This is a genomic window from Burkholderia sp. AU15512, assembly GCF_002223325.1.
Classification (GTDB): domain Bacteria; phylum Pseudomonadota; class Gammaproteobacteria; order Burkholderiales; family Burkholderiaceae; genus Burkholderia.
Genome location: NZ_NKEX01000003.1, coordinates 770,785 through 796,072, shown reverse-complemented (window position 1 = coordinate 796,072; position 25,288 = coordinate 770,785). Strand labels below are relative to the sequence as shown.

The window sequence follows — 25,288 nt, the reverse complement described above, 5'->3', positions numbered from 1 at the left end:
CGCTCATCCATTCGTCAGTCGGTCACCTTCCCTCTTCCCGACTTCACCACGCTGCGGCGCGACTTGTGCTCGAGCCGCCGCTCCTTCGACGCACGCGTCGGCCGCGTGGCGACCCGCGCGCGCGGCGTGAATGCAACGCCGCTGATCAACGCATCGAGTCGCGCCAGCGCGGCTTCGCGATTCTTCTCCTGGGTGCGATATTCCTGCGACTTGATCACGACGATGCCGTCACGCGTGATGCGCTGGTCGGACAATGCAAGGAGCCGCTCCTTGATGACGGGCGGCAACGACGACGCGCGGATATCGAAGCGCAGGTGAATCGCGCTCGACACCTTGTTCACGTTCTGCCCGCCCGCGCCCTGCGCGCGCACGGCCGTCCATTCGACTTCGGCCGGATCGAGCGTGTAGCGGATCATCATCGCGCAGCCTCCCTGCGGCGCCGTTCCAGCGCCTCGTCGACGCGTGCCGCGAGCCCCGAATCGCGCTGCGTACGCGTCGCGACCGCCTGCGCGAGCACGCGCCGCGGCCCGATCACTTGCACACGCGTGCGGGCACGCGTGACGGCCGTATAGACGAGTTCGCGCGTGAGCACGCGGCCGAACGACGCCGGCAGCACGAGCGCGGCTTCGTCGAATTCCGAGCCCTGCGACTTGTGGACCGTCAGCGCGAACGCGGTTTCGTGCGGCGGCAGCGCGGCCGGCGACACCGCGCGCGCGGTGCCGTCCGCGCGCCTGAACCACACGCGCAGCACGCCGTGCGCGTCGGGCAGCGCAATGCCGATATCGCCGTTGAACAGCCCGAGCGCATAGTCGTTGCGCGTCACCATGATCGGCCGCCCCGTGAACCAGTGCGCGCCGACCGCGAGCGGCACCCGCGCCGCGTGGCGCACGTGCGCGGCCACGAGCGCATTGACGTGCTCCGCGCCGCGCAAGCCGCTGCGGGTCGCGCACAGGATCCGGAACCGGTTGAGCGCGTCGAACAGCGGCAGCGGATCGGGCACCGGCGCGGCCAGCGTGTCGCGCAACGCATCGAGGTAAGCACCGAAGCGCCGCGCGAGCCGCTCGACCGTCGACGACGCGAGCGACTCGCCCGCATCGTCGTGGAATGACGCGGCGGCCGAATCGTCGGCGGGCAGCGCGTCGAGCGCGGCCTGCACGTCGCCGCTGCGGATCGCGAGCGACAGCCGCCCAATCGGTGAATCGAGACCGAAGCGGTAATTGCGTTCGAGCCAGACCACGCAGTCGGCGAGCGGTGCGGGCGTGGGCGTGGCTAGCGCGGCGGCGGGTTCGCCCGGCAGGATCGATGTGACCGATGCAAGCGCCACGTCGCCCGCGTCGAACGGCGGCAGCTCGACGGCGTCGAGCCACGCAAGTTCGTCGACCTCGATCCACGCAGGGGCGTCGCCTGCCGCGCCAGCGTCACCAGCCTCGCCGGTTTCGGTCAGCACCGGGCCTGCGGCCGGCGGCGGCGCGACGCTGGACGGCGCACTGTCGTCATCCTGCGGTTCGTCGTCGAAAAGCGATGCCTGCCGCACGTCGACTTTCCGTCGCGACGCTGGTTTGCGCGTAGTGGCCGCGGCAGGCGCCGGCGCCCGGGCCGCGGCGGAAACCGGATCTGCAGCCGGAATCGCCGCGGTCGCGGCTTCGTCCTGCACCGGCAGCGCCGCGACGAATGCCGCCTCGTCGATGCCGAGCGCCTGCGCGATGCGCGTGCGCGCCGCGGCGGTAAACGCCGGCCGCGCGCTCAACTCTGCAAACACGGCGCCCGCCTCGACCGCGGCGAGTTGGTCCTTGTCGCCGAGCAGCACGAGCCGCGCACCCGGCGCGAGCGCATCGAGCAGATGCGCGGCGAGCGCGACGTCGATCATCGACGCCTCGTCGACGACGATCAGGTCGTACGGCAGCGGATTGTCGCGATGATGCCGGAACCCGGCCGCCCCGCCGCCGCCCAGCAACCGGTGCAGCGTGTATGACGTATCCGGCAGGCGCGCCGCGAGTTCGGGCGGCAGGTCGCCGGCCCGTGCGTGCAGCGCTTCCTGCATCCGTTGCGCGGCCTTGCCGGTCGGTGCGGCCAGCGCGACGCGCAGCCCCGGATGCGCGTCGAGCAGACAGGCCAGCACGCCGACGACGGTCGTCGTCTTGCCCGTGCCCGGGCCGCCGCTGACGATCGTCACGCGGCCCGTCAGCGCGACGATCGCCGCGACGCGCTGCCAGTCGACTTCGCCGGTTGCCGGCCCGAAGTAACGCGCGAGGCTGTCGCGCAACCGGTCGGGCGCGAGACCTTCGTCCGGCGCGGCCACGCCGGCCTGCGCGACGAGCGCATCGGCAAGCCGCCGCTCGTAGTCGAAATAGCGCGACAGGTACAGGTGGTCGTGGCGATCGACGATCAGCGGCCGCTCGTCGCCGCGTGCGAGCGTGCCGAACGCGACCACGCCGCTCGCGGCAAGCGCCGCGCGGACTTCGTCGAGCGGGGCTTCGTAGCGTTGCGCGAGCGCGCCGAGCGCGACGCATACGTGGCCGCTCGCGGTCGCACGACTCGTCGCGAACGCGGCACGCGCCGCCCAGCGCGCGGCCGCGGCCGGCGCACCGGCGCGACGAGCCAGATCGCCGATGCGACGCGCGAAACCTTCCGCGAGTGCGATGCCGAAATCGGCGGGTTCGGGCAGGCGCGCGACGAGGCCGCCGGTAAATTCGAGCGTGTCGTCCTGCGCGTTCATGCGCGGCCCCCGTCCATCATCCGGTCGAGTGCGTCGACGAGCGCGCGCTCGGGCCGCCGCGCATGCACGCCGGCCGGTTTGCCGTCGCTGCGCCAGCCGGGCCGCACACCACGCACGAACAGGTACAGGTAACCCGCGATATGCGTGTCGTAGTCGTAATCGGGCAGCCGGCCGCGCAGGTAGCGGTGCAGTGCGACCGTATAGAGCAGCGCCTGCAGGTGATACGCGTGATCGGCCATCGCGACGTCGAGCGCGCGCGGCCCATAGGCGTCCGGCGTCGTGCCGAGATGGTTCGACTTCCAGTCGACGATCCAGAAGCGGCCGTCGTGTTCGACGATCATGTCGATGAAACCCTTGATGAAACCGGCGAGCATGCCCGCCTCCAGTGCAACGTCCGGATAGCCGTGCGCGACCAGCAGGCGGCGCAGCGCCATCAGGTCGAGCGCGGGCGCCGGGAACAGGAAACCCATTTCGTCGAGCCGCTTCGCGGGATCGAGATCGGCGAGCCGCATGCCCGGCACGAGCTCGGTGCGCACGACATCGTCGACCAGCTGCACCATCATCGCCGGCAGGCGCGCGGCCAGCTCGGGCACGGCCTCGACCGGCCGGTCGTGCAGCGCGCCGAGCGCGGCCCTGGGCCACGACTCGGGCTCGGTGAAGCGGCTGAGTTCGAACAGGCGGTGCAGGCACTCGCCGGCCGCCGCGCCGCGCGGGAACACGAGGATATCGTCGTCCGGCGGCTCGGGCGCGACCGTATCGGCCAAGAGCCATTCGCCATCCGGCGCCACCTCGGCAAGCGCATCGTGATCGGGCCGCAGCTCGTCGTCGGGCACGGCCGCGACGCCCGCCTCCTCGCGCGCCATCGACGCGGTCAGCGAACTGAAGCTGGCCATCCGCCACGCATCGCGCAGCACGCGCGTCGCATGGCGCGCCGCGAGCGTCTGTGACGCGTCGTGCCCCGCCGCGAGCCGCTCGGGGCGCACGGGCGCCGGCAGCGGCGCGACGCTCACGGGGCCACCCGCGAGCGCCTGCCACGCCATATCGAGCGCGGCTTCGTCGGGCGGCTCGTCGAGCCACGCATCGAACGACTGGCCGGCACCCGCGACGAGCCAATTGAGCACGCTGCGCCGCGATTCACGCGTCGAGCGCGACGACAGGTACGGCCCGGCGACGACGTAGCAGCGATAGACCGCGCGCGTGAGCGCCACGTAGACGAGCCGCGCGCGTTCCGCCGCCTGCTCGCGCAGCGCCTGCCGCGCCGCATGCTCGGCTGCCTCGTCGTCGCAGCCGTAATGCAGCACCGCGTCGCCCGCCTCGTCGTGATACTCGCGCGCATCGGGCAATGCGGACGCGGGCGGCTCGCGCAACCCGCCGTCGTTCAGGAACGGACAGAACACGATCGCGTATTCAAGGCCTTTCGACTTGTGCACGGTGACGATCTGCACGAGGTTGCGATCGGATTCGAGCCGCAGCTGCGCTTCCTCGCCGCCGCCGTCGAGCCGTTGCGCGGCGAGCCAGCGCAGCGTCGGCGCGATGCCCGGCTGCGCGGACGCGCGCGCCTGCGTCAGTTCGGCCAGATGGTTGATGTCGGTCACGCGGCGCTCGCCGTCCGCGCCGGCCATCAGGCGCTCGGCAATCCGCAGCTCCCGCGTGAACGTGCGCCACATCACCGCGAAGCCGCGTTCGCGCCACAACAGCCGATACCGCGAGAAGCGCTCGACCCAGCTCATCGCGTCGGCGCTGTCCGCCGCCGATGCTTCCCGTTGCGCGTCGCCTTCGCCCTGCTCCATCCGCCACAGCGCGCCGGCATCGAGGCCGAACCAGTCGGATGCGAGCGCCGCGCGCAGGCGCCGCAGGTCGCCCGGTGCATCGATCGCCGCCAGCACGCGTTCGAGCTGCTCGGCGTCGCCGGTCGAGAACACCGAGGCCTGCGCCAGTTCGACACTGCCGATGCCCCACGTGGCCAGCACGCGCTTCACGAGACTGCCCTGCCGGTGCGTCTGCACGAGCACCGCGATATCGCCCGGCGACAGCGGTGTCTCGCCGAGCCGCACGCGCCCTTCGCGCGCGCCGCGCATCAGCCGTGCGATCTCGGCGGCGCAGGCCTGCGCGGCCTGTGCCTGTGCATCACGCTTGAGCAACGTGCCTTCGCCGCCTGGCAACGCCCACACCCGGAAGTCGCCTGCCGGGCCCGGATCGGTTGCGTCGACGAACGGCGCGCGCACGCGTGTGCCGGCACGCACCGCGTAGTAGTCGAGCCCGTCGAGCACGAAGGCGCGCGGATTCGACATGAAGAAACGGTTGCACGCGTCGACGATCGCGGGCGTCGAACGCTGGTTGACCGCGAGTGTGTAGCACGCGCTCGCCCGTGCGCGTGCGGCGAGATAGGTATGCAGATCGGCCGCGCGGAAGCTGTAGATCGCCTGCTTCGGATCGCCGACCAGGAACAGCGGCCCGCCCGGCGCGAAGATCCGGTCGAAGATCGCGAACTGCAGCGGGTCGGTATCCTGGAACTCGTCGATCAGCGCGGCCGGATAGCGCGCGCGCAGCGTCTCGGCGAGCCACGGATGCGCATGCAGCGCGTGGTACAGGTTCGCGAGCAGATCGTCGAACGAGACGACGCGCCGCGTGCGCTTGCGCTCGGCCAGCTCGCCCGGCGCCATGTCGAGCCATTCGGCGATCAGCGCGAGCCAGCGCGCGCGCTGCGCGGCCTCGGCCGCGGCCACGGCCGCTTCGAGCGCGTCGGCCACGTCGAAGAATGCGTGTTCGGGCGTCGCGCCGCCTTTTTTCGTCGCCTTCACGAGCGCGGTGCGGGTGAGCTTCAGCGCAGCCTTCGGCAGCGCAGCCGTCGCGTCGCCCTGCGCGAAATGCGCGGTCCATGCAGCCAGCGCATCGGCCACGGCCTCGGGTTTGTGCGAGCGCTGGTTGAGCGCGGGTTGCGCGACGCGCAGCAACGCATCGATCGCGTCGCGCTCGGCGGCCCACATCCGCTCGGCCTCGGCGAAGCATTCGGCGGCCGCCGCCTCGGCCGATTCGTCCGGCTCGACCACGCCGTCCCACCGCAGCGCGGCAAGCGGCTTCTTCAGCCGGCGCGCGAGCTGCGCATCGAGCGCGGCCGGGCCGGCGCCCGATTCGACGAGCCAGGTCGCGAAGCCCGGCCAGCGCGCGGCTGCCGGCTCGACGCGCGTGCGCCAGAAATCCGCTGCCAGTTCGAAGCGCAGCGACGCATCGTCGGCCTCCATGTCGAACGCGAACGGCATCGCCGCCGCGAACGGCGCTTCCTGCAGCGCGCGCTGGCAGAACGCATGGATCGTATGGATCGCGGCCTGGTCGAACGCGCGCAGCGCACGGCCGATCCGCTTTTGGGCCATTTTGCGATCAATCGCAGCGCCTGCACCGAGCGTAGTCTCGAATAAGCGCGTTACAAACGGATCACTACCGTCATCTCCGTTGACAAGCATGTGCGCGAGCTGCGCGAGCCGGCCGCGAATCCGTTCGTGCAGCTCGGCGGTCGCCGCTTTCGTGAAGGTCACGACGAGGATTTGATCCGCACCGAGATCCTTCTCCAGCAGCAGGCGCACATACAGCGCGCAGATGTTCCAGGTCTTGCCGGTACCGGCCGACGCCTCGATCTGGTTGACACCGTCGAGCGGGCACGCGAACACATCGAGTTCGAGCGCCTGCTGCGGCTGCGACACGGCGCTCATGCGACCTCCTTCAGATGGGCGACGAGCGGATCGAACACGAGCCGCGCAAGCGTGCCGAACGGCTCGTCGAGCGATGCATGCGCGCCGCGCCACGCGATCGCGATGGCCGGATCGTCGGCTTCGCTCACGACCCGCTCGTTGATCCAGACGCTCGCGGCCTTCGCCTCGCCGTCGGACACCCTCGCCCACGCGCTGCGCGGGAAAAACCGCAGCGGCATGCGCCGCCCCGCGCGAAACAGCGCGGCCAGCGGCGCGAGCTGCTCGAGCGGCGCCGCGACGGGGGTCAGCTCGAATGCACCGCCGCTGCCGAACCACAGCGTGCGGCGCGGGCCGCCAGGCTCCACCGCGCAGTAGACGAGATGCGCGAGCCACGCGGACAGGTAGTCGCGCGCACTCGGCCGCGCATAGCGATAGATGATCTGCCCGGCCGGCGTGAGCCGGTTCAGCGTGCCGTGCAGGTCGAGCGGCGCGCTCACCGCGTCGGCCGACAGCCGCGCGTCGTCGGCGCCGAACAGCGCCTGTTCGGTATCCGGCCAGGCCGGCACGACGGTGAGCGTGAACGGCCGCCGCTCGATCCCGTCGGCCAGCGCGCGGCGCACGTTCGACGCGAGCTGCGTCATCGAACCGAGCGCCTGGTCGCGCCACACGGCGCCTGTCGCGCCGCCGGGCAGTTCGGGGCTCGCGTCCGCGATGCGCAGCGCGTGATCGAGCACGCCGCCCTCGTCCGACTCGATCAGCAACGGCAGCACGCGCTCGGCAAGCGCATCGCTGCCGGCGAAGTCGAGCGCGAACGGCTCGGTGTCGAGCAGTTCGGCCTGCGCGTCGGCGAGCACGATGCCGAGCCGCGCGCGCAGCAGCGCACGCGCGGGATGGCGCCAGAAGCGTTCGAATTCGCTGAATGCGACAGGCTCGACCGGTTCGGCCGGCAGCGGCTGCGCGAAGAACGGCAGCTCGCGCGGCCCGTCGCGCGACGCCTCGGCGGCCAGCAGCGACGCGAGCGTCGCACGCTCGGCGTCGAAGGAAACGAGTTCGCTGCCGGGCTGGAAATACGCGGCCGCGAACGGTTGCAGCGGATGCTCGACGACGAATGCGCGCCGCGCGGCATCGACCGCGTCCGGCGCCGCGTAGGGCCCGGCCGTGACGAGCGCGAGATGGTCGAGCAGTTCGTCGACGAGTGCCGCGGGCGGCAACGGCGCGTTGTCGCGAATGCTGCGGCCCGTGTAGGCAATCATCAGCCGGTCGCGCGCGGCGAGCAGCAGGTCGAGAAACAGGTTGCGCTCGTCGTCGCGGCGCTGGCGGTCGCCGAGCTTCGGCAACACGGCCATCAGGTCGAATTCGTCGGCACGCGCGAGGCTCGGCAGCACGCCATCGTCCATCCCGAGCAGGCAGACGACGCGATAAGGCAGGCCGCGCAGGCTCGTCAGCGACGAGAACGTGACGCCGCCCCACGGCACGCCGCCGCGCGCCGGATCGTCGAGCGCGGCGGCCAGCCCCGCCCGTACGACGGCCGCCGGCAACGCCTCATCGGGCGCCCCCTCCGTCATCGCGGCCAGCATCGCGTCGAGCGCGTCGCGCACGCCCGCGAGCGCGTCCGCATACGCGGCGCCCGAATCGAAGAACCGCGCGAGCGTATCGGCGAACAGCTCGCTCCAGCCTTGCGGCGTATGCGATTCGGCCAGCCGCCGCGCGAAGCCGTCGAGATCGTCGGTGAAGCGCGCGAGCCGGCCGAGCAGTTCGGCCTCGCTGCCGGTGGCCGCCTCGATCGGCAGCCACGCGCCGACCGGCGCCGCACCTTCCGGCATCGCATAACCGAGAAAGAGCCGCGCGAGCGCATCGGAGAACGTATGGCGCGGCGACGGCACGGCGGCATCGTCGCTCACGAGCGGCGACAGCCCGCGTCGCGCGCCGGCCGCCGCGAGCCAGGTCTGCACCGTCTCCAGCGCTGCCGCATCGATGCCGTAGCGCGCCGCCACCGCGTCGACACGCAGCCATTCGACCAGCTCGGGCGCGCCGACCTGCCGCTCCGGCAACGCGAGCCAGTCGAGCAGCACGCGCGCGACCGGGTTCGCCTGCGACGGTGGCAGGCCGGTGATCCGGTAAGGCACGCGCGAGCCGCCGGCGCCGGCCGTGCCGAACACGGCGTCGATCAGCGGCCCGGCCGCGGCGAGATCGGCCACCGCGACGAGCACGTCGGACGGCTGCAGGCTCGCGTCGGCGTCGAACCACGCGAGCAGCCGGTCGTGCAGCACCTCGAGCTGGCGCGCGAGGCTGTGGCACACGTGCACCTCGATCCCGCGCTCGGCCGGCGTGTCGCCGATTTCGGCCTCCGGCTGCAGTTCGAGGATCGCGTTCTGCACGCGCGCGAGCCACGTCGGCGCCGGATTCTCGACGAAACGCGACGCGTCGCCCGACGCGGCGCTTTCGGTCAGCTCGTGCAGCATGTGCAGCTGCGCCTGGGTCTGCCGGCCCCATTCGGCGAGCAGCGGATGACCGACTTCCTGGTAATCGAGCCGCCCGGCCGCATCGAGCGCCTCGGCATGCGCGGCGGTCACGATGTCGAACCAGAATTCGCGGCACGGGTTCAGCGCATAGACGCGCACGTCGATCCAGCGCGACAGCTCGCGCAGCAACGCGACGTGCAGCGGCGGCATCGTCGGCAGCGCGAACACGCTGACCGATTCCGGCCAGTCCGCGCGCGCGATGGCTTCGGGATCGAGATGGCGCGCCTCGACGAGGAAACGGTGCGCCGGCGGCGTGCCGCTGTCGCTCAGCTCGGCGAGTAGCGCGCGCCACAGCGCGGCCTGCCAGCGCTCGTCGTCGCGCGCGGCGTCGCTGATCCCGCGCGGCGCGCCGTCGCCCGCGAGCACGGACTCGCCGGCCTGCCATGCGGCCAGCCATTCGGGGCGATAGGTCAGGTAATGATCGAGCACGGCCGCGACGCGGTGTGCCAGCTCGTAGCGCATCGCATCGTCGGACGCGGACAGATACGCGGCCAGCCGCGGCGACGCGAGCCACGGCGCACCGTCGGCCGCCTGCGCGAACAGCCGGTAGCAGCGCCACACGAGGCGATCGGGCGCGAACGGCGAACGCGCAGGAACCGTCAGCACGCGGCCGATCTGCGCCCACAGCCATTGCGCGAGATACGTGAACTCGACGTTCGCGCACACGCCGTTGCGCGCGGCGATGTCGAGCTCGAGACGGCGGCGCAGCGCCGCGCTCGGCACGATGACCTGTTGCGGCGCCCACGGGCCATTGCGGGCCGGGAACGCGGCCAGATCCTCGAGCAGCGCGTCGGCCAGCGTTTCGTGACGATTCGAATAGAAGAGATGGAGCATGAAGCGGGCGTCGGAACCTCGCGCCGGCCGGGCCGGGCGAACAGGATCACCAAGGATAGCAAATGGGCCGCCGTCGCGAACCTCGTCCGGAAGGCCAGGTTTTACGGATCGCGAAATACGATAGACTCGTCGCCAGTCAAGATGCCGCCCCCGGGCGTCTTCGTCTGCTATTCAGCCCATCGATGCGCTATTCGGTCGAAATCAGAAAGTTTTTCTACAGCCAGTACTTTTTCGGCGGCCTGCGGATCGCGGTCGGCGTTTCGCTGCCGGCCGTGCTGTGCCTGATCGTGTTTCACAACCGGGAGCTCGGCTTCACGATCTCGACGGGCGCGCTCGGCGCCTGTGTCGTCGACATGCCCGGCCCGCTCAAGTACAAGCACAACGAAATGCTCGCTTGCAGCGTGATCGGTTTTCTGGCCGCGCTCGCCACCGGCCTCGCGACACCGAACATCTTCGTGCTGTGGCTCACCATCGTGCCGCTCACCTTCGTGCTGTCGCTGATCGTCGTCTACGGCAACCGCTGGCCGCAGATCAGCTTCGCGACGCTGTTCATGATGGTGATGACGCTCGAGGAGAAGTTCACGCCGCTGCAGGCGTTCATCAACGCCGGCTGGATTCTCGCGGGCGGCCTCTGGTACACGTACTGGGCCACGCTCGTGTCGCAATGGCAGGCGCGCCGGATCGAGCAGCAGGCGTTGGCCGAGAGCCTGTTCGCGTGCGCCGACTACCTGCTCGCGCGCGCGCAGTTCTACGATCTCGACGCCGATCTCGACGAGTGCTACCGCAATCTCGTCGCCAAGCAGATCACGGCGGTCGAAACGCAGGAAACCGCGCGCGACATCGTGCTGCGCAACCTGCCGAAGCTGCGCCGCGGCAAGCTCGACCCCGGCCGCACGACGATGTACAACCTGTTCATCAACAGCGTCGACCTGCACGAGCTGTTCGTCGGCGCGCACACCGACTACCCGCTGGTGCGCAACACGTTCGGCGGCTCCGATCTGATCATTTTCTACCGCGACCTGATCCGCAAGGCGGCTGCCGATCTCGAGGAAATCGGCCTCGCGGTGCTCGAGAACCGCGCACCGCATTCGCGGATCAGCGTGAAGGCCGAGCTGCGCGCGATCGAGTACGAGATCGAGCTGATGCGCAAGAAGAACTTCCCGGCCACCAATGCGGAAGCGTATGCGGCCGTGCTGGCCACGTTCCGGCGCATCTGGAGCGCGACGCGCCTGATCGACCGGATGCGCCGCAACCTGTCGGGCCACGCCGATCCGCAGCAAACCGAACTGAAGATCGACAAGGCGCTCACGCGCTTCCTGCAGCGCCGCCGGATGTCGCCGCTCCTGATCTTCTCGAACCTGAACATGCGCTCGCCGAGCTTCCGCCACGCGCTGCGCGTGACGATCGCGGTGGCGGTCGGGTTCTGGCTCGGCCGGCTGCTGCCGCTCACGAACGCGTACTGGATCGTGATGACCACCATCATCATCCTGAAGCCCGGCTATTCGCTCACCAAGCAGCGCAACGCGGCGCGTATCGTCGGTACGCTGATCGGCTGCGCGGCGAGCGTCGCGCTGATCTACACGGTCAAGGATACGCACCTGCTGATCGCGATCATGTTCGGGTCGATGGTGATGAGCTACAGCCTGCTGCTGTTCAACTACGCGGCGAGCGTCGTGTTCACGTCGTCGTACGTGCTGCTGATGTTCCACCTGCTCGCGCCGGGCAGCATGCGGATCATCGGCGAGCGCGCGATCGACACCGTGGTCGGCTGCATGATCGCGATCGCCGCGAGCCGGCTGTTCCCGTACTGGGAATACCGGCTGATGGGCAAGCAGGTCGCCGACATGCTCACCGCCACCCGCAAGTATTTCGAAGCCGTGTGGCGCGCCGGGCGCGGCATGTCGCCGCCGCCGGTGCCGACCGCCGACGGCGCGGCCGTCGTGCCGGTCGTCGCCGCGGCCATCGAGACGCCGGCCACGGCCCTCGACGACGACTACCGCTACCGCCTCGCGCGCAAGGACGTGCACATCGCGTTCGCGAATCTCGGGCAGGCGTTCCAGCGGATGATGATCGAGCCGAAGGCGCACCAGCGCTTCGTGCCCGAACTGAACGACCTGCTCGTGCAGACGCACGTGCTCGGCGCGCAGATCACGGCCGCCGCGCCGCTGATCCGCACGGCCTGCGCGGCCGACGGCAGCATCCTCCACGACGACGCGCTGCATCGCGGCCTCGCCGCGGTGCTCGACAATCTCGAGAAGGCCGAGGCGGGCGAGCCGCCGCCCGCCGACCAGCTCGACGCGTCGAAGCAGATCACGCGCGACCTCGACGCGATGGTCGTGTCCGCGGAGCAATCCGATGCGGTGGGGGCCGAGCTCACGCACGACCTGAAGGTGCTCGCGCACCAGTGCAAGCAGATGCTCGCGTCGTCGCTGCTGATCCGCAAGGATGCGAGCGTGATCCGCCTGCCTGCCTGACTACGGCTTTACCCCGCCGGTGGCCGGCCCGCGCATGCCGCGGCTCGGCCCCGGCGCTCCCCGATTCAGCGATCCCCAAAGCATGATGACCCGCCCGTCCCACGCGGCCCGCGCCCTCGAGGTACGACCGCCCCGCCCCGCATTGCGCCCGTCGCGCCAGTCAGGGAATACCCGATTCCGGTCACCCGGCCCGGCTTGTTATCATTTGTTCACATTTAAGTTGTCTATACAACTTGAGCCAATCGGACCGGCCCCGCTCGCCCGGTCCGTCGCATAACGATATCGGAGACACGATGAAAAACTTGCAGCGCCACCTGAGCGCGCGGCACATCCGCTTTCTCGCGCTGGGTTCGGCGATCGGCACGGGCCTGTTCTACGGTTCGGCGTCCGCGATCCAGCTCGCGGGCCCCGCCGTGATCCTGGCGTACATCCTGGGCGGCGCGGCCGTCTACATGGTGATGCGCGCGCTCGGCGAGATGGCCGTGCGCGAGCCCGTCGCCGGCTCGTTCGGCCACTACGCGACCGAGAACCTCGGCCCGTTCGCCGGATTCGTCACCGGCTGGACCTACACGCTCGAAATGGTGATCGTCGCGATCGCCGACATCACCGCGTTCGGCATCTACATGGGCTTCTGGTTTCCGGATGTCCCGCAATGGATCTGGGTGCTCGGCGTGGTCGCGATCATCTGCGGGCTGAACCTGTGCCACGTGAAGGTGTTCGGCGAGCTCGAGTTCTGGCTGTCGATCATCAAGGTCGGCGCGATCATCGCGATGATCGGCGGCGGCGTCGCGATCCTGCTGACCGGCATGCACTTCGGCCATTCGGCCGACGTGCCGACGTTCGCGAACCTGTGGAACCATGGCGGCTTCCTGCCGAACGGCGTCGGCGGGCTGATCGCGTCGCTGTCGGTCGTGATCTTCGCGTACGGCGGGATCGAGGTGATCGGGATGAGCGCCGGCGAGGCGAAGGATCCGGAGCGCGTGATTCCGCGCGCGATCAACGCGGTGCCCGCGCGCATCCTGCTGTTCTACGTGCTGACGATGGTCGTGCTGATGTCGATCAGCCCGTGGACGGGTGTCGGCAACGACGGCAGCCCGTTCGTGCAGATCTTCTCGGCGCTCGGCGTGAAGTCGGCTGCAACCATCCTCAACCTGGTGGTGATCAGCGCGGCGATCTCCGCGATCAACAGCGACATCTTCGGCGCGGGCCGGATGATGTTCGGGATGGCGCGCCAGGGCCAGGCGCCGGCCGTGCTGATGACGACGTCGCGGCACGGTGTGCCGTGGGTCACGGTGCTCGTGATGGCGGTCGCGCTGCTCGTCGGCGTGCTGCTCAACTACCTGATGCCGAAGGACGTGTTCCTGATGGTCGCCGCGATCGCGACGTTCGCCACCGTGTGGGTGTGGCTGATGATCCTGCTGTCGCAGGTCGCGATGCGCCGCCGGCTGTCGAGCGCCGAAGTCGCGGCGCTGAAGTTCAAGGTGCCGTTGTGGCCGGTCGCGCCGGCACTGACGATCGCGTTCATGGGCTTCGTGATCGTGATGCTCGGCTGGTTCGAGGACACGCGCGTCGCGCTGTATGTCGGCGCGGCCTGGCTCGCGCTGCTCGCGGCCGTGTTCTACGCACGGATCCGCCCGAAGTTCGCCCCTGCGTCACGTTGACGCACGACTGACCTGCCTACGCGGCGCGCCGGTTCCGGCGCCCGCTTCTCTCCCGGCTCCGCACGGCATCCCGCGCGCCAACAGCCGGGGATTCATCCCCTTCGCCTGCACCTGCGTGCGCGGCCCGGCGGGCCGCGCATCGGCACGTCAGTGCGACGCCGCGCTCGCGGCCTCGGCCGGATGGGCCTCGTCGTACGCGTGCTTCTGCGAAATCGCGTTGTACAGGATCGTCCCGATCACGAGCAGCACGGCCACGACGATCAGGATGCTCACGTTGCGGACAGGGTTCTTCTTGCGCTGATCGTTCATGGTCGGGGCGACTCCGTCAAATTCATCGAAGCGGGCATTCTACGCGCTTGCGCGCCCGCTGCGACGCGCCGTTTCCGATCCCCTTCCCCGCCCTCCGCCCGCCCGCCGCAAGCTTTCATTTGATAATCGTTCCCATTTCGATCTAGAATCTCGAGTCTTTCATTTTGTAATGTTTCGGGTCGCTCGGGCGGCAGGCGCGCCCCGGAACGCTCCCATCGTCCACCTGCCCCTTCCGGAGTCTTCATGTCGAATCCGCGCACCCGCCTGCTGCCGCTTGCCGGCGCCCTCGCCCTTGCCGCCGCCGCATTCGCGCCGCTGGCCCACGCGGCCGAGGAAGTGAGCCTGTACACCACCCGCGAACCGAAGCTGATCCAGCCGCTCATCGATGCCTTCACGAAGCAGAGCGGCGTCAAGGTCAACACGGTGTTCGTGAAGGACGGCCTGCTCGAGCGCGTGAAGGCGGAAGGCGCGCAGTCGCCGGCCGACGTGCTGATGACCGTCGACGTCGGCAACCTGCTCGACCTCGTCGACGGCGGGCTCACGCAGCCGGTGCGCTCGAAGGCGCTCGACGACGCGATTCCCGCGAACCTGCGCGGCGCGAACGGCGACTGGTACGCGCTGTCGCTGCGCGACCGCGTGCTGTACGTCGAGAAGGACCTGAAGGTCGATGCGTTCCGCTACGAGGATCTCGCCGATCCGAAATGGAAGGGCAAGGTCTGCATCCGCTCGGGCCAGCACCCGTACAACACGGCGCTCGTCGCGGCGATGATCGCGCACGACGGCGAAGCGGCGACCGAGAAGTGGCTGCGCAGCGTGAAGGCGAACCTCGCGCGCAAGGCGACGGGCGGCGACCGCGACGTCGCGCGCGACATCCTCGGCGGCATCTGTGACGTCGGCCTCGCGAACGCTTACTACGTCGGCCACATGAAGAATGCGGAGCCCGGCAGCGATGCGCGCAAGTGGGGCGACGCGATCAAGGTCGTGCGGCCGACGTTCGCGAACGCGAAGAGCGGCGGCACGCACGTGAACATCAGCGGCGCGACGGTCGCGAAGCATGCGCCGCACAAGGCCAACGCGGTGAAACTGCTCGAGTACCTCGTGTCGCCGGAAGCGCAGGCGCTGTATGCGCAGGCGAACTACGAATACCCGGTGCGCGCGAACGTGAAGCTCGACCCGGTGATCGCCAGCTTCGGCACGCTGAAGATCGACCCGCTGCCGCTGGCGGACATCGCGAAGCATCGCAAGCAGGCGAGCCAGTTGGTCGACAAGGTCGGTTTTGACAACTGACGCAACCCCCGCCGGCGGTGGGCGCCGCCCGCCCTGCCGGCCGCGCGTGCTGCCGCGCGCGGGCAGCCTGTGGCTGCTCGCGGCGCTGGCGATCGCCGCGGCTGTGGCGGCGCCGCTCGCGGTGCTCGTGGCCGCCGCGTTCGACGCCGATCTCGCGCACTGGCGCCATCTCGCCGAATTCGTGCTGCCGCAGGCGCTCGTCAATACGCTGCTGCTGCTCGCGGGCGTCGGCGCGATCGTGTCGATCGTCGGCACCGGCTGCGCGTGGCTCGTTACCGCATACGACTTTCCCGGCCGCCGGATGCTGACGTGGGCGCTGCTGCTGCCGCTCGCGGTTCCCACCTACATCGTCGCGTTCGCCTATCTCGACCTGCTGCACCCGATCGGCCCGGTGCAGGGCGCGGTCCGCTGGCTGCTCGGCTTCGACAGCCCGCGCCAGTTCCGCCTGCCCGACCTGCGCTCGCTGCCCGGCGCGATCTTCGTGCTCGGCTTCGTGCTGTATCCGTATGTTTACCTGAGCACGCGCGCGATGTTCGTCACGCAGTCCGCGAGCCTGCTCGAAGCCGCGCGCACGCTCGGCGCGGGACGCATCGCCACGTTCTGGCGCGTCGTCGTGCCGCTCGCGCGGCCCGCGATCGCGGTGGGCGTGAGCCTCGCGCTGCTCGAAACGCTGAACGACATCGGCGCGTCGGAATTCCTCGGTGTGCAAACGCTCACCGTATCCGTCTACACGACGTGGATCACGCGCTCCGACCTCGCCGGTGCCGCGCAGATCGCACTCGCGATGCTCGCGATCGTCGTCGGCATGATCGTCCTCGAACGCTACGGGCGCCGCCGCCAGCGCTACGCGCATGGCCGGCGCATGCGGCCGATCGCGCCGCGCCGCCTGACGGGCACGGCCGCATTGGGCGCCGCCGTGATCGGCTGGCTGCCCGTGCTGCTCGGTTTCGGCGCACCGGCTGCGTACCTCGCGGTCGAGACGGCCAAGCGGCTGCATCTGGTCGGCGGCGTATCCGCACAGTTGATGACCGGGCTCGCGAACACGCTGACGATCGCCACCGCCGCCACCGTCGCGACGCTCGCGTGCGGGCTCGTCGTCGCATGGGCCGCGCGCGCGCAACGCGACAGCGCCCGCGCGGGCCCGGCCCGCGTGTGCGCGCGAATCGCGAGCCTCGGCTATGCGGTGCCCGGCACCGTGCTCGCGATCGGCCTGCTGATCCCGTTCGCGGCGGCCGACCGGCTGTTCGGCGCGGCGCTCGGCCGCGACGGGCTGCTGCTGATGGGCTCGTCGGCCGCGCTCGTGATCGCCTATACCGTGCGCTTTCTCGCGATCCCGGCCGGCAGCATCGAGGCCGGCCTCGCGCGCATTCCGCCGTCGCTCGAACAGGCGGCGCGCTCGCTCGGCGAGACGGCCGGCGGCACGCTGCGCCGCGTGCACCTGCCGCTACTGCGGCCCGCGCTCACGACGAGCGCGCTGCTGGTGTTCGTCGACGCGATGAAGGAATTGCCGGCGACGCTGCTGCTGCGTCCGCTGAACTTCGACACGCTCGCGACCTGGCTGTATGCGGAAGCCGCGCGCGGCACCTACGAGGAAGGCGCGGTCGCCGCGCTCGCGATCGTGCTGGCCGGGCTCGTGCCCGTGATCCTGCTCGCCCGCACCCGCCACAAGATCGGAGCCTGACACCGTGAATCTGCTCGAACTCGATGACCTCTGCCTCGCCTACGACACGCCGCACGGCCGCCGCACCGTCGTCGACGGGCTGAGCCTCGCGCTGCCGCGCGGCGACATCGGCTGCCTGCTCGGCGCGTCCGGCTGCGGCAAGACCACAGTGCTGCGCGCGATCGCCGGCTTCGAGCCGGTGCGCATGGGACGCATCATGCTGGACGGCGTGCCCATCGCGGCGCCATCGCTCGACGTGCCGCCCGAGCGGCGGCGCATCGGCATGATGTTCCAGGATTACGCGCTGTTCCCGCACCTGAGCGCGGCGGACAACGTCGCGTTCGGCCTGCGGCGCATGCCGAAGGCCGAACGGCGCGTGCGTGTCGCGGAAATGCTCGAACTCGTCGGCCTCGCCGATGCCGGCGGCGCGTATCCGCACGAGCTGTCGGGCGGCCAGCAGCAGCGCGTCGCACTCGCGCGTGCGCTCGCACCGTCGCCGGAGCTACTGCTCCTCGACGAGCCGTTCTCGAACCTCGACGTCGATACCCGCGAACGGCTCGCGTTCGAGCTGCGCGACATCCTGAAACGCACGGGCCATACCGCGATCCTCGTCACGCACAACCAGGCCGAGGCGTTCGCGATCGCCGACCGGATCGGCGTGATGAAGGACGGCCAGCTCGCGCAATGGGATACGCCGTACGCGCTGCATCACCATCCGGCCAGCCCGTTCGTCGCGGATTTCGTGCGCCGCGACGCGCTGACCGACGAACGCGCGCGCGCCCTGGCGCGCGGCCGCTGAACTCGCGAGCACGCTGCGCACCCGGGTCGTTTCAACGACGCGTTTCATTGCCGGGTCAGGCCGGCTCGGCAAGATCGCGCACGGGCAGCGCGGTCGAATACTTGATCTGCTCCATCGCAAACGACGAGCTGACGTCGAACAGCGGCACCGCGCGAATCAGCTGCTTGTAGACGCGGTCGTAATCGTCGATGCCGGTTACCACGACACGCAGCAGGTAATCGGTCTCGCCGCTCATCCGGTACACCTCGACCACTTCCGGCATGTCGCGCACGGCCTGCGTGAAACGCTGCGCCCATTCCTCGGTGTGCTGGTTCGTGCGGATCGCGACGAACACGGTCGTGCCGACCCCGAGCTTGCGCGGATCGCACAGCGCAACCTGCGCGCGAATCGCGCCGGTTTCCTTGAGCCGCTGCACGCGCTTCCAGCACGGCGTCTGCGACAGGTTCACGCGCTGCGCCAGTTCCGCGATCGGCAGCGTGGCATCCGCCTGCAACAGCTCCAGCAGCTTGCGATCGATGGCGTCCATTTCTCCAGTCCCTCGTCGATAGAAATTTATTCTATGCATCCTGCACAACGGGGAACAATATGAAAACGGCTTCGCCGCGTCGACCGGTATAAATACCGATCCCGCACGCGCGCGGAGCGAGCGAATCCGCCGCCACACCGCACGCGCCAAAAGAAACAGGTGACTCCGCCCGTGAAGGGGAATCGCCTGGCGTTCCTGCAAATCGCAGCCAGCCCGGCGCTCACGCGCCACTGGCCAGCGTCAGCGCACCGCTCAATACGCGACCGTCGCGATCTCGTGCACGAAGCTGCCTTGCTCGAGCGCGTCGACGAACGCGACCGCGTAGTCTTCCGCCGAGATCTTGCTGTTGCCTTGTGCGTCCGCGATCAGCTTGCCGACGCCCGTGCGGAACGTACCCGTGCGCTCGCCCGGGGCGATCAGCGCGGCCGGCGCGAAGAACGTCCAGTCGAGATCGCCGACCGTCTTCAGGTAGTCGAGTGCATCGCGGTGCGCGAGTGCGACCGCCTTGTACGCTTCCGGAAAACCTTCGCTGTCGACGAGCTGCTTGCCCGGCGCAACTTCGAGCGAACCGGCGCCGCCCACCACGACGAGCCGCTTCAGCCCCGCCTGGCGCGTGCCGGCAACCAGCGCCTTCGCAGCCGCGACGACCTTCGCCGCATCCTCCTGCTTCGGGCCGTACGCGCTCGCGACGACGTCATGGCCCGGCAGCGCGGCCGCAATGCTGGCCGCGTCGAACAGGTCGGCCGCCTTCGCGGTGATGCCATCGCCGGCTGCACCCGGATGGCGCGACAGCGCGGTCACGCGATGGCCGCGTCGTGCCGCTTCCGCGGCGATGCGCGAGCCGATCGTGCCGGTGGCGCCGAACAGCGCGATATTCAAGGTACGTTGCGTCATATCGATTCTCCAGTAAGAAAAATATGTAACGTAGTTAATTACATATAAGACCGAAAAAAACGGGGCAAAGCCCCCGTTGTGCCGGCCGCCACGCCTCTCGCGCCGTCCGGCCTCCTGCCTTGCCGCCAGTCACCCGCCGGCGCGTGCCGCCTGCTGCGTGCGCTGCTCCAGATCCAGCACGTCGGCCGTCACGTCGGCCAGCGTGCGCGTGCCCAGCGACGCTTCCATCGCCCGCTGCGCGTCGCCGATGTAGTCGACCAGCGCGCTCTGGATGTGCCGCCCGACGAGACACGCGGGATTCGGCGCCTCACGGTGCAGCGCGAACAGTTGCGCATCGTCGACCGCGCGATACACGTCGAGCAGCGTGATCGCGCCGGGCTCGCGCGCCAGCAGCGCACCGCCGCCCGCGCCCAGTTGCGACGTGGTCAGCCCCGCGGCCGCCAGCATCGACAGCAACCGGCGGATCAGCGCCGGATTCGTGTTCACGCTGCCCGCGATGATGTCGGACGACAACGGCACGCCCTCCTGCATCGACAGCAAGGCAAGCACGTGGACGGCAAACGCGAACCGGCTGCTGGTATTCATTCCTGACTCACTTGACGACGCCGGCCCATCCCGCAACCGGCGACATATGTAACCATCATAATTACATTTAGCGGATCATGCAAGCCCGCGTCACTCTCCGCTCGCGGGCTTGGCGCCCGGCGCATTCTGCTGGCTCCACTGCTGGAGCTTCTTGCCGGCTTCGGCGATTTTCGCGCCGGCTTCGGAAGCCGCATGCGCGACGACCGCGGACGCGGCCGCGTCGATCTGTGCCTGCGCGGCGGAGGCGAGGCCGCTCGCGGACAGCGGCGGCACGGCCGACGCCGCGGACGCGATGCCGGCCTTCGCGGCGTTGAGCTGCTGGTTGACGGTGCTCGCGACCTGGTCGAGCGCCTTGGCCGCATTGTTCGCGGCATCGGCGGCCGCACTCGCGGCCGTATCGGGTTGCGTGACCGGCGCGCCGGACTTCTCGCAGCCCGCAAGCAACAACAGCGCACCCGCGGCCACGGCCGCCAGTACGGACCCGGGCACGCGACGCGCCCGCGATGTCTTCATGTTCATCAGCAATCTCCGGCCGCGCGTCGCGCGGCCTCGTGGTTGGACCGACGTCGATGATACCGCCTGTGGAACAGGGCCAATCACGCACCGTGATTAAAAATGGCTTTCAATTTCGGACTCGTCTGATTCAATCGCACACGCGAGGACACTAAAGTGGGCACGCTTCAATCCGCTTTGGACGCGCCCCCTTTTTCTCATGGATTTCCTCGTCGACTGGCTCATCGCCCTGGCCGCCGTGCTCGCCGCCACCCTGTTCCTGTGCCTGCGCCCGCCGTCGGCGCGCCGCCTGGCCGAATCCGGGCGCCCGCGCCGCGTCGCGTCCGCGCGCCTGCTCACGCAGGCCGTGATCGGCTTCTGGACGGCCGCGCTGATCGTCGCGGAAGGCATCCTCGGCCCCACCGCCGACGGTCAGTCGCTGGCGGGCTTCGCGGCACTCGCGTTTGCCGCGCTCGGGCTGACGACCGTCGCCGCCTACTGGTCGGCGTGCGCGCTGCGGCTGCGCCGGCCGCCGCCGCTGTTCCCGCGCCACTGACGCGCCGCAACGGTGCGCGGCAACGCACCATCACGCACCACGCCGCGCCAATCGACATATCTCGCGCACCAGTTCCGCACACGTCGCACCACACGCGTGCATCCGGCATCACGTCACCCCCGCACCGGCCACGCCCCCTTCCCGTGCACGATTCACCGGATTGCCGCAACCCACGGCATTGAAGCACCAACTCCACGCAGCCGTTCACCAAGTTGGCTCGATACTTGCATTCCTTGCCCGTTTTTTGCGCAAGGAAGCCACGGCATGGATGGTCTGAAATCCGGCGTCGACACACTGTTCCTGTTGATCGGCGCCGTCATGGTGCTCGCGATGCACGCGGGCTTCGCATTTCTCGAACTCGGCACGGTCCGCAAGAAGAACCAGGTCAACGCGCTCGTGAAGATCCTGGTCGACTTCTCGGTGTCGACGCTCGCGTATTTCTTCATCGGCTACACGATCGCGTACGGCGTCGAGTTCTTCGACGACATCGGCACGCTGTCGCAGCACAGCGGCTATGCGCTCGTGCGCTTCTTCTTCCTGCTGACCTTCGCGGCGGCGATCCCCGCGATCGTGTCCGGCGGCATCGCCGAGCGCGCGAAGTTCAATCCGCAGCTCGTCGCGACGCTGATCATCGTCGGCTTCATCTATCCGTTCTTCGAAGGGATCGCCTGGAACGAGCGTTTCGGCGTGCAGGCCTGGCTCACGCACGCGTTCGGTGCGCCGTTCCATGATTTCGCGGGCTCCGTCGTCGTGCACGCGTTCGGCGGCTGGGTCGCGCTGCCCGCCGTGCTGCTGCTCGGCGCGCGCCACGGCCGTTATGCGAAGGACGGCCGGATCGCCGCGCACCCGCCGTCGAACATCCCGTTCCTCGCGCTCGGCGCGTGGGTGCTCGCGGTCGGCTGGTTCGGCTTCAACGTGATGAGCGCGCAGACGCTCGACAAGATCAGCGGCCTCGTCGCCGTGAACTCGCTGATGGCGATGGTCGGCGGCACGCTCGCCGCGTGGATGGCCGGCCGCAACGACCCGGGCTTCACGTACAACGGGCCGCTCGCGGGCCTCGTCGCGGTGTGCGCGGGCTCCGACGTGATGCACCCGATCGGCGCGCTCGTCACGGGCGCCGCGGCCGGTGCGCTGTTCGTCGCGATGTTCACCTGCGTGCAGAACAAGTGGCGCATCGACGACGTGCTCGGCGTGTGGCCGCTGCACGGCATGTGCGGCGCGCTCGGCGGCCTCGCGGCCGGCGTGTTCGGCCTGCCCGCGCTCGGCGGTCTCGGCGGCGTGTCGTTCCTGTCGCAACTCGTCGGCACGCTCGGCGGCATCGCGATCGCGACCGCCGGCGGCACGCTCGTCTACGGCGCGCTGAAAGCGACCGTCGGGCTGCGCCTCGACCGCGAAGCCGAGTTCGACGGCGCGGACCTGTCGATCCACCGCATCTCGGCAACGCCCGAACGCGATTGAGCGCAAACGCTTGCGCCCGGCGGCCGTCCGTTCACCTGACGGCCGCCCGACACATCATTACGTTTTCAATTCAAAAAACTTTCATCTAGCGTCCCTACACTTCCGTCCAGTTTTCAATTTGCCTTCGCCGAGCTTGCCGACCGCCTGCTTCGCGAAGGCCATTCTTCCAACAACCGAAACTGGACTCCACATGCCCGCGTTGCCCAATGCTGCCCGTCGTCAGGCCCTGAAGATCCTCGCCGGCGCGCCGATGCTTCCCCTTTCCGGCCTCGCGCTGCCGGCCCTGCTGACGGGTTGCGGCGGCGACGACAATCCCGCGTCGACGCCGGCCCCGGTCGCCGCCGCGTACACGTCGGCGACGTTCTCGGCGATGGCCGCCCCGACGCTCGACAACGCGGCCGCGATGGCCACGACGACGGTCGGCTCGACGCTGTCGGTGTCGTTCTCGGACGGCTCGGCACGCAACTTCAAGCTGGCGTACCGGCCGTTCTTCGTGACGGGCGACCTGGTGCCGGACGGCAAGGGCGGCACGACGCTCGCGGGCGGCTACTACGACATCAACAACCAGCCGATCATCGATCGCTCGGTGGCCGGCAAGGAGCGCCAGTTCTATTCCGACTGCCCGGACGGCAGCTCGCTGCTGACGCTGAAGAACGCGAACGTGCCCGGCGTGAAGGGCAACACGGTGTTCGCCGTCGTGCAGTTCGAATACACGACGCGCGACCAGGCGAGCGCTTCGCAATACGGCCAGCTGCCGTCGCCGATCGCGGTGATCACGCTCGATCAGGATCCGGCCAACGGCGCGCTGAAGGTCGTCAAGTACCACAACGTCGACACGTCGAAGGCGCACGGCCTGTGGATCACGTGCGGCGCGAGCCTGTCGCCGTGGGGCACGCACCTGTCGAGCGAGGAGTACGAGCCGGACGCGACGAAGGTCGCGACCGACGCGCAATTCAAGGCGTTCAGCAAGAACACGTTCGGCGACGAGACGAAGGCGAACCCCTACCACTACGGCCACCTGCCCGAGATCACCGTGAATCCGGACGGCACGGGCACCGTGAAGAAGCACTACTGCCTCGGCCGCATCTCGCACGAGCTGATCCAGGTGATGCCGGACCAGCGCACCGTGATGATGGGTGACGACGCCACCAACGGCGGCCTGTTCATGTTCGTCGCCGACAAGGCGGCCGACCTGTCCGCCGGCACGCTGTACGTCGCGAAGTGGACGCAGACGTCGTCCGCCGGCGCGGGCACCGCGACGCTCACGTGGATCAGGATCGGCCACGCAACCAGCGGCGAGATCGAGGCGCTCGCGAACACGCTGAAGGCGTCGGACATCATGGACCTGACGACCACCGACCCGAACGATGCGAGCTACACGAAGATCCACTTCGGCGGCAAGTTCAACTGGATGCGCGTGAAGCCGGGGATGGAAAAGGCGGCCGCGTTCCTCGAGACGCACCGCTACGCGGCGCTGCTCGGCGGCAGCATGGGCTTCACGAAGCTCGAAGGCACGACCGTGAACGCGAAGGACAAGATCGTCTACACGGCGATGTCGCGGATCGAGACGTCGATGGTCAAGGGCAACGCGGTATCGCGCGACGTCGCGGTCGACAAGAAGATCGCCGCGGGCGCCGTCTATGCGCTGAACCTGAAGGGCAGCCAGCGCGACACGACGGGCAGCGCGATCGACAGCGAATGGGTGCCGGTCGACATGGGCGCGCCGGCCGCGCTCGTCGGCGAGGATCTCGCCGCGGCCGACGGGCTCGGCAACCTCGCGAACCCGGACAAGATCGCGAACCCGGACAACCTGAAGTTCTCCGAAAAGCTGCGCACGCTGTTCATCGGCGAAGACTCGGGCATGCACGTGAACAACTTCCTGTGGGCCTACAACGTCGACACGAAGTCGCTCGTGCGCGTGCTGTCGTGCCCGGCCGGCGCCGAATCGACGGGCCTGCACGCGGTCGACGAGATCAACGGCTGGACCTACATCATGAGCAACTTCCAGCACGCGGGCGACTGGGAATCGCCGCTGCACGACAAGGTCAAGCCGACGCTCGATCCGCTCGTGCGCACGAACTTCAAGGACCGCTTCGGCGCCAGCGTCGGCTACCTGACGGCCGAGCAGACCAGCATCCAGCTCGCGAAGGCCTGACCGGGTCACGCGAGGAAGGTCCGCCCCCCCTGGTGGGCCCCGTTCTTCATCACCGTTCATTCGTCGGCGCTCCACGCCGTTTGATGCGCGATGCCCGTTGCGGGCGTCGCGCTTTTTTTTGTGCGGCGAGCGCGTCAATGCCGGCCGGCCAGGCCCTGTCCCGGCAGCGTGCCTCCCGGAAAACCGGACAGGCTCGGCGCACTGGCCGGCATCGCCGGGGCAATCGCCGGCGCGTCGGCGGGCGGCGCGGACAGCCCGGGCGCGAGGTAAAGGAACTTCCATTGCCGATAGGTCTCGGCTCCTTCGAAATCCATGTACCGATCCGGAAATCCCGTGCGCTTGATCGTCGCGCCGTCCGAGCTGCTGAACACGCCGTAGAAGCGCTCGCCCCGCCACAAGAAGGACCAGTCGTTCTTGCCGCTGACCGGATCCGGATACGCGCGGCGCAGGTGGTGCATGGGCTTCGCGAAGCGGGTGTCTTCCAGCAGATCGTCGACCGTCTGCGGGTACGCGCGCGCGAGCCGGTAATAGCCGACGATGGCCTTCCGGTACTGGTCGCCGACGAACAGCAGTTGCCGCTCCTGCTCGCGACGCCGCTGCAGCGACCAGACGTCCAGCGCGCCGGCCAGGGCGATCGACATCAGCATCAGCGCGATCAGCAAGGCAAGCAGCAC

The 25,288-nt window shown here is 69.4% G+C and carries 18 protein-coding genes; 8 read left to right on the top strand and 10 right to left on the bottom strand.

Annotated elements, in window-relative coordinates:
- Positions 1–14: 14 nt before the first annotated feature.
- The 4 genes from arfB to recC are packed head-to-tail and all read right to left on the bottom strand — an operon-like array spanning position 15 to position 9,758.
- The gene (arfB, locus tag CFB43_RS06285; protein ID WP_011351491.1) at positions 15–419 is read right to left on the bottom strand and encodes an alternative ribosome rescue aminoacyl-tRNA hydrolase ArfB; all 405 of its coding nucleotides are present in this window, start codon (positions 417–419) and stop codon (positions 15–17) included.
- Positions 416–2,716, bottom strand: coding sequence for an AAA family ATPase (locus CFB43_RS06280; RefSeq protein WP_089494459.1), 2,301 nt, complete (start codon positions 2,714–2,716; stop codon positions 416–418). Before CFB43_RS06280 ends, arfB begins: the two co-directional genes overlap by 4 nt.
- A complete protein-coding gene (gene recB, locus CFB43_RS06275; protein WP_089494458.1) occupies positions 2,713–6,423 on the bottom strand; it encodes an exodeoxyribonuclease V subunit beta in 3,711 nt (1,236 codons plus the stop codon). The genes CFB43_RS06280 and recB overlap by 4 nt, the downstream gene beginning before the upstream one ends.
- A complete protein-coding gene (gene recC / locus CFB43_RS06270; protein ID WP_089494457.1) occupies positions 6,420–9,758 on the bottom strand; it encodes an exodeoxyribonuclease V subunit gamma in 3,339 nt (1,112 codons plus the stop codon). The genes recB and recC overlap by 4 nt, the downstream gene beginning before the upstream one ends.
- Before the next feature lie 182 nt (positions 9,759–9,940).
- On the opposite strand from recC, the gene CFB43_RS06265 reads away from it, so the two are divergent.
- Both CFB43_RS06265 and CFB43_RS06260 read left to right on the top strand, forming a co-directional pair.
- A complete protein-coding gene (locus tag CFB43_RS06265; protein WP_089494456.1) occupies positions 9,941–12,232 on the top strand; it encodes an FUSC family protein in 2,292 nt (763 codons plus the stop codon).
- 293 nt (positions 12,233–12,525) lie between these two features.
- A complete protein-coding gene (locus tag CFB43_RS06260; protein WP_089494455.1) occupies positions 12,526–13,893 on the top strand; it encodes an amino acid permease in 1,368 nt (455 codons plus the stop codon).
- Positions 13,894–14,040: 147 nt separating this feature from the next.
- On the opposite strand, the gene CFB43_RS06255 is transcribed toward CFB43_RS06260, so the two are convergent.
- Complete coding sequence (locus CFB43_RS06255) at positions 14,041–14,202, bottom strand: hypothetical protein (RefSeq protein WP_006476417.1); 162 nt, start codon at positions 14,200–14,202, stop codon at positions 14,041–14,043.
- 243 nt (positions 14,203–14,445) lie between these two features.
- Between CFB43_RS06255 and CFB43_RS06245 the strand changes: the two genes are divergently transcribed.
- The 3 genes from CFB43_RS06245 to CFB43_RS06235 are packed head-to-tail and all read left to right on the top strand — an operon-like array spanning position 14,446 to position 17,948.
- Entirely contained in the window at positions 14,446–15,489 is a 1,044-nt protein-coding gene (locus tag CFB43_RS06245) for a Fe(3+) ABC transporter substrate-binding protein (RefSeq protein ID WP_089494453.1), read from the top strand.
- Entirely contained in the window at positions 15,479–17,170 is a 1,692-nt protein-coding gene (locus tag CFB43_RS06240) for an ABC transporter permease (protein WP_089494452.1), read from the top strand. The genes CFB43_RS06245 and CFB43_RS06240 overlap by 11 nt, the downstream gene beginning before the upstream one ends.
- Before the next feature lie 4 nt (positions 17,171–17,174).
- Positions 17,175–17,948 carry an ABC transporter ATP-binding protein gene (locus CFB43_RS06235; protein ID WP_089494451.1) on the top strand — a complete coding sequence of 258 codons (774 nt, stop codon included), beginning with the start codon at positions 17,175–17,177 and terminating at the stop codon, positions 17,946–17,948.
- A 55-nt stretch (positions 17,949–18,003) separates the two neighbouring features.
- Here the strand turns inward: CFB43_RS06235 and CFB43_RS06230 are convergent, their stop codons facing one another.
- From CFB43_RS06230 to CFB43_RS06215, 4 genes are all read right to left on the bottom strand, one after another.
- Complete coding sequence (locus CFB43_RS06230; protein ID WP_069247564.1) at positions 18,004–18,474, bottom strand: Lrp/AsnC family transcriptional regulator; 471 nt, start codon at positions 18,472–18,474, stop codon at positions 18,004–18,006.
- Between the two features lie 252 nt (positions 18,475–18,726).
- Positions 18,727–19,368 carry an NAD(P)-dependent oxidoreductase gene (locus CFB43_RS06225; protein ID WP_089494450.1) on the bottom strand — a complete coding sequence of 214 codons (642 nt, stop codon included), beginning with the start codon at positions 19,366–19,368 and terminating at the stop codon, positions 18,727–18,729.
- Positions 19,369–19,497: 129 nt separating this feature from the next.
- Entirely contained in the window at positions 19,498–19,953 is a 456-nt protein-coding gene (locus CFB43_RS06220; RefSeq protein ID WP_089494449.1) for an Rrf2 family transcriptional regulator, read from the bottom strand.
- A gap of 90 nt (positions 19,954–20,043) precedes the next feature.
- The gene (locus CFB43_RS06215) at positions 20,044–20,472 is read right to left on the bottom strand and encodes a hypothetical protein (protein ID WP_089494448.1); all 429 of its coding nucleotides are present in this window, start codon (positions 20,470–20,472) and stop codon (positions 20,044–20,046) included.
- Between the two features lie 193 nt (positions 20,473–20,665).
- Here CFB43_RS06215 and CFB43_RS06210 point away from each other — a divergent pair, with 193 nt between their 5' ends.
- From CFB43_RS06210 to CFB43_RS06200, 3 genes are all read left to right on the top strand, one after another.
- Positions 20,666–21,001, top strand: a complete 336-nt coding sequence (locus CFB43_RS06210) for a hypothetical protein (RefSeq protein WP_089494447.1) — start codon at positions 20,666–20,668, stop codon at positions 20,999–21,001.
- 264 nt (positions 21,002–21,265) lie between these two features.
- Positions 21,266–22,459, top strand: coding sequence for an ammonium transporter (locus CFB43_RS06205; RefSeq protein WP_069256214.1), 1,194 nt, complete (start codon positions 21,266–21,268; stop codon positions 22,457–22,459).
- 190 nt (positions 22,460–22,649) lie between these two features.
- Positions 22,650–24,614, top strand: coding sequence for a PhoX family protein (locus CFB43_RS06200; RefSeq protein WP_089494446.1), 1,965 nt, complete (start codon positions 22,650–22,652; stop codon positions 24,612–24,614).
- A gap of 134 nt (positions 24,615–24,748) precedes the next feature.
- Here CFB43_RS06200 and CFB43_RS06195 read toward each other — a convergent pair whose 3' ends face one another.
- Positions 24,749–25,276 carry a type II secretion system protein gene (locus tag CFB43_RS06195; protein ID WP_226206680.1) on the bottom strand — a complete coding sequence of 176 codons (528 nt, stop codon included), beginning with the start codon at positions 25,274–25,276 and terminating at the stop codon, positions 24,749–24,751.
- Positions 25,277–25,288: the final 12 nt, after the last annotated feature.